4 protein-coding genes are annotated in these 5592 nt (G+C 39.1%); all 4 read left to right on the top strand.

The features are described 5' to 3' along the window. The first annotated feature begins 159 nt into the window (after nucleotides 1-159). The 4 genes from OCU46_RS18355 (at nucleotide 160) to OCU46_RS18340 (ending at nucleotide 5592) form a co-directional block, all read left to right on the top strand. Nucleotides 160-540, top strand: coding sequence for a hypothetical protein (locus OCU46_RS18355; protein ID WP_141272310.1), 381 nt, complete (start codon nucleotides 160-162; stop codon nucleotides 538-540). Between the two features lie 83 nt (nucleotides 541-623). Next, on the top strand, nucleotides 624-1970 hold the full coding sequence (locus OCU46_RS18350; protein WP_141272312.1) for an HlyD family type I secretion periplasmic adaptor subunit: 1347 nt from the start codon (nucleotides 624-626) through the stop codon (nucleotides 1968-1970). 3 nt (nucleotides 1971-1973) lie between these two features. After that, nucleotides 1974-4205, top strand: a complete 2232-nt coding sequence (locus OCU46_RS18345) for an ATP-binding response regulator (protein ID WP_141272314.1) — start codon at nucleotides 1974-1976, stop codon at nucleotides 4203-4205. Continuing rightward, a complete protein-coding gene (locus OCU46_RS18340; RefSeq protein ID WP_244311439.1) occupies nucleotides 4180-5592 on the top strand; it encodes a TolC family protein in 1413 nt (470 codons plus the stop codon). The genes OCU46_RS18345 and OCU46_RS18340 overlap by 26 nt, the downstream gene beginning before the upstream one ends.

Raw genomic sequence — 5592 nt, 5'->3', positions numbered from 1 at the left:
TTCAGCCTCCGTGTTTAATGAGAGTTCAAGAGTTTCCTGTTCGGCATTAAAGGAGAAAATCCAAAACAACCAAGTATTTTTTTAAAAAAATTCTTGAAAATCAATCACTATGTCCTTTCTTATAGTCTGTTAACTACTCAAAAAATAAAGGCTACTAGAATGATTGATATTGACAAATTACTCTCATCGATCAGTTACGAAAGAACCGGCCTCAGAATTATATTGCAAGAGTATTATGATGAATTTAACCAAGCTCATAAGAAAATAGGAATACTTTATAGTTCAGATGAACTTGATGACCTTGCTAATTATCTTTATCAGCTAAGAACTGCACTCATTCATATAGAGGAATATGACTCAACTGAGAAACTAATCGCGATGGAAAGAATATGTCGACGTGAAGAATTCCCAACACCTAATCAAGTAATCACGTTACTCACCAGTGTATTTACAACCAATAAACAGATTGAATCCACTCTGACTGAGTTGAGATTTAAAGAATCAAAACGTAAGTCTAATTATGCTGGACAATTTCATTAGCAAACTTCGGATCTAATAGATAGAAATGAAGGTATTTAAAAACCAGTGGCGTGATATTAACGAAGGGATTTCAAGGATGAAGCATGGATAATAATGATCTTGATTATCACATTAGAAAAGCTCTGGTGTCCCGCAACAAGCCTGTCTCCGAGCGGGTAGAGAACAATATCGTGCTTACATCCAGCATGACTATGTTCCAAAAGGTCCTATTGCTCACCTTTGTATCTCTGTTGGCTATCATCGCCGTAGCATCTCAAGCAGAGATCGATATTGTAGTGTCTGCTAGAGGCGAACTTTTGCTCGACTCTGATATTGAAAAAGTACAGCATTTAGAAGGCGGAATACTAGAAGATATTCTAGTTAAACCAGGAGATTTTGTATTTGAAGGTCAAGAGATAGCCAGGCTTAAAGCAGAAGAAAGAAATACGCAACTTAATAGCATCAATAATGAAATATCCCAGTTAAAGTTGGATATCATTCGCTATCAGGCATTAATAGACATGAAAGAACCTGACTATAGCCAATATACAAATTTGTCCACTCTTGTTGACAGCAACATTAATACTTGGGAAGAAGAGTACAAGAAAAACTTATCCAATGAATCGCTTATTCGCCACGACATGGAACATAAAGGAGTGTTAATTCGCTCAATGAGAGACAGGAAAAAAAGCGCCTCAGCACAATTAAAATTGATCCAAGAGCAATTAAAAATCAAGAGTACTCTTTATAAAGAAGAAATGGCCTCTTATGTTGACGTGCTAAATATGAGGGTTCAAGAATCAAATATGGTAAGAGAAATAGAAAATCTTGATGAATCAATCATGAATGAAAGATATCAATTGAACAAAATGAGTAAACAGCTTACTGACCTTATCGCAGATAGAAATTCAAAATATCAATCCCAAATAATAGAAGCTAACAAGGAACTAGAGCTAAAAGAAATACAAACCTCACAGCACACAGACAAGGTAGATAGGCTCATTGTCTACTCACCTGTAGATGGCGTTATCGATAAGGTTCATTTTAATTTCAAATCCGCCGTCATTCCACCAGGTGAAAGTATCGCCGATATAGCACCAATAAATAACACACTGCATGGGGAGGCAAAAATACCTAGGAAAGAACTTGGGTTTGTAGAAGTTGGACAGACCGTCAAAGTGAAGATTGACACCTATAACTTCGCAAAATATGGATATATAGAGGGAAAGATAACTTCAGTAAGCCGCAATTCTTATGAAGAGGAAGAAAATAAGTTCTACATTGCAAAAATAGCTTTAGCCAACAACAACTTAGAGCGATCTGGCGTGATCTATAATCTCTCCCCATTTATGGAGTTCACCGCAGACATAAAAACTGGCTCTAGAAAAGTCATAGACTACGCTGCTAAACCCGTACTGTCAGCAATCGAAGATGCGTTCGATGAAAGGTAATCTATGATGACAACCTCTACGGTGAGAATCCCTACTATTAAAGTCAGCATACTGATACTTATATCCATCGCCTTAGTCTGCTCAATCCTATTCTGGAGTCGTTTTCAGATTGGCACACTCAAAGATATTGATACTTTACCGATAGTTGTCGCGAGCAATGAACTTAACCGTGACATATCCAACACTCTAGACTATCTAAGTTTTTGTTTGGAAAGTAACTCCTGTACTCAAACCGCTTCAAAAACCGATGACATAGTAACCTCACTAAGCAATTTCGAATTTGCAGCAGCCACCGATAAGAAGCACCTAAGCTTAGTCGGTTCGGTTGAATACACGCGATTGTTACTTTCCATAAAAAAGTTCAACTCGATTCCATCACCGAGCAGTGCGGACAAACTCCAGTTATTTATCGACCTATCTAAACTGCTTTTGGTCATAGATAAAAATAACGATCGCTTAATGAGAACTCAAATAGAAGCTTACGTTAGTGAACGCGACAAAAAGCTTTACATGATCATAAATATTATCGGCATTCTATCGTTGCTATTACTGACAATCACTTTACTAGCTTTAGTGAGAAATCGAAAAGGTGATCAGAGAAATGTCACTCTAACTAAAAGAATCGAACGATTGGCTGAAGATGTTAGAACTGAAGATGTAACGCATATAGAAACGAGACTAGCAACGGTTGATCTCGACAATTCAGAGCGCACAATCTTCTCCAGCATTCTTAAAAGTTACAAAGCACGAGATGCACTAGATACAAATGCGGATCTCTATCGACACCTATATGGCTTGATTGGCTACGAAATCCGAGGCCTTACCAATACGATCAAAGGTGGCGTGAACTTTCTGGTGCAAGATACTGACAATGAAAGTATCGCTATGGCAAGAGACATCACCTCTGCAACCAAAACACTGTCTGACTTAGCTGAAAACTATAATCAGCTTATCTCTAATACTAACTCTAGCGGTAACAAAAACTTCTCATTCCCAACCCTTATCTCTGAGCTAGCAATCTTAGTCTCTACTAAGACCCAACGAAGTCAGCAGAAGTTTGAGTGCAAACTATCTCATACACTACCCAATATCGTAATTGGAAATGCCACCAGCTTATTCTGGGTGCTTTTTCTTCAGATATCTAACGCAATAAAAATTAGAGAAAACAAAAACATACTGATGGTCGTCGACTCAACTGAACAGTCTGAAGTTGAATGGACAAAAACCAATATCGACGTCTACTTCTTAACGGGTTTTGATAACAGCCTAAACAAAATTCAATCTTTATTCTGGAGTGAAGAATCTAAAGAAAACTCTGAAAATTGGAGCAAAACCATACTTACCGACTTTAAGGGGTTTGGCCTCAAGTGGTTCAGCTCTGGAAAACAAGAAAAGCTCAATATTGAGTTCATGCAAAAAACCAGTTCGTTTTGCAAGATGGATCATAGCTTAGAGAACACTAAGTTTCTCATCTGTGGGGGTTCGGTGTTAAAGACCAACATTTTAGCCGATATGCTCACAGCCCACGATGCAGGTGTCGACATTATAGACAAGCCGAACGATATATTAAGCAGAATAAAAGCAGAAGATGATTTTGACTACGATGCAGTTCTTATCGGAGATGACCTTGCCGGCATCAGAATAAAGCCATATAGCAAGATCTTATCCACAATGCTGAAAAAAGGCGGAAAGATCAAACTTTTCGCCTCGGTAGGCACCACACAAACAGCACAAGAACTCAATGATATCGTCGATAACACGTTTTTTGCTCCACACATTGAGCACGAGTTTATCCCTGCGCTATCTGAAGCACTATCCGAACCATCAGAAGAAGTCAGTGAAAACCAGATGGAGATACTGATTGTTGAAGATGACAAGGTACAGCAATTCTTACTCAAACAAATATTGATGAAAAATGAGCTAGAAGCAAAAACTGTAAACAATGGCGCCGAAGCCGTGGAATACGTCGAAAACCATAACTGCGAAATTATCTTCATGGACTGCATCATGCCGGGAATGGGAGGGATAGAGGCGACTCGAATTATCCGACGCTACGAGCGTGAGTCTAAACAAAAACGCCCTTGTACCATCATTGGCGCAACTGCATTAACCAGCTCTAGCGAGCACAAAGCCTGTATCGATGCAGGTATGGACTTTGTGATTAGTAAGCCCTACAAAAAAGACGAAATATTAAAGGCAATTAAGAAGTATGCAGCAATACATAAATTGGCTTAAAGCCCACCACTTAATGCCAGGAGTCTTTCTAGCCTATGCAGTAGGAAGCTATAGCTACGCTAATGACATAGCACAGGTGATCGAAATGGCCCTCAATAACAATTTGGAGATTGCAGCTAGCAGACTGAGTATTGAGGAGAGCGAGGCTGATTTGGGTGTGAGTCGTTCTAAATTTTTGCCGTCATTGACCGGAGCAGCGGATACCACTTGGAACGAAAACAAAAGTGAACTGCATACAATACCCGACACCCAGAGTAGCTATAACTCTCACAGCTACAGTCTCTCATTTACCCAGTCTATCTTTAATCTCAGCGATATATTTGCACATGGGACATCAAAGTTAAATTTTTCAGTCACTGAAGTTAATCACGACATCAAAGTGAAAGAAGTTATCGAATCCACTGCCATTGACTACTTCGAGTACTTAAAAAACCGAGCACAACTGAGTGCAACCAATGCTGAGCTACACTCATCATCCTCTCGCTACGATCAAATGAAAAGAAACGTGGAACTGGGTAATGTCGCAGGAAGCGAACTATACGAAGTGCTTGCTCAAAAAGAAGGAATAGCGAATCGACTACGCAGCTTAAAAAAAGACCGAGACATCATACTTAATAGGCTCAATTCCACCGTTCAGTATCCAGTCACACCAATGCAGGATCTTAAGCCTGAGGTGCTATTTGATTTGATCAATGAACATGACAAATCTGAGCTGATAAAAGATGCAATAAAATACAATAACTCGGTATTAGTTTCTAAATTGGAAGTAGAAATTGCCAAAAGAACTCTACGTGAAAGTGGTAGTGACTTTCTGCCTAATGTGTCACTAACGGGTAGTTATCGAAACGATGACAGCAATAACTATGACAAAACTGACTTAACGGCTACAGGTAAAAGTGAGTCCGTGACACTAGGTTTGAACCTATCCGTCCCTATACTGTCCGGCGGTTCCAATTATTATTCTTACAATAAAAACAGCACTACCCTAGAGCGCCGCCAAATCCTGCTAGAAAACACCTTTGTTCAAACTCGAGACAGTACCTACCAAAGCATATTAAATATCAACGACCTTTCGCAGGCTATCTCTACATTCGAAACCATCATCAAAGCAAATTACTCCTCTTATAAAGGCATTCAAAGAGCATATCAGCTAGGCACTCGAACTATCACTGATCTTTTAGCTGCCGAAACCAAACTGTTCAACAGCCTAAGAGACTATCAGAACGCACGATACGACTATGTTATTGAATCGATAAAACTGGATAGGTTGATAGGCACATTAAATATCGAAAGCGTCAATAAAGTGATGAGCATGATGGTCAACATTAGTCAGTTAGACAAAGACTATATCGTTCCGCCGCATCTCATAAAAGATATCAGGAAGTAA

Origin of the sequence: Vibrio comitans (assembly GCA_024346835.1) — a bacterium.
GTDB classification, from domain to species: domain Bacteria; phylum Pseudomonadota; class Gammaproteobacteria; order Enterobacterales; family Vibrionaceae; genus Vibrio; species Vibrio comitans.
This window is presented reverse-complemented; position numbering and strand designations above follow the sequence as displayed.

Bases quoted from the DNA above. Each gene is read 5' to 3' on its own strand.
- OCU46_RS18355 (WP_141272310.1), top strand. From the start codon at position 160: ATGATTGATATTGACAAATTACTCTCATCGATCAGTTACGAAAGAACC.
- OCU46_RS18345 (WP_141272314.1), top strand. From the start codon at position 1,974: ATGATGACAACCTCTACGGTGAGAATCCCTACTATTAAAGTCAGCATA.
- OCU46_RS18350 (WP_141272312.1), top strand. From the start codon at position 624: ATGGATAATAATGATCTTGATTATCACATTAGAAAAGCTCTGGTGTCC.
- OCU46_RS18340 (WP_244311439.1), top strand. From the start codon at position 4,180: ATGCAGCAATACATAAATTGGCTTAAAGCCCACCACTTAATGCCAGGA.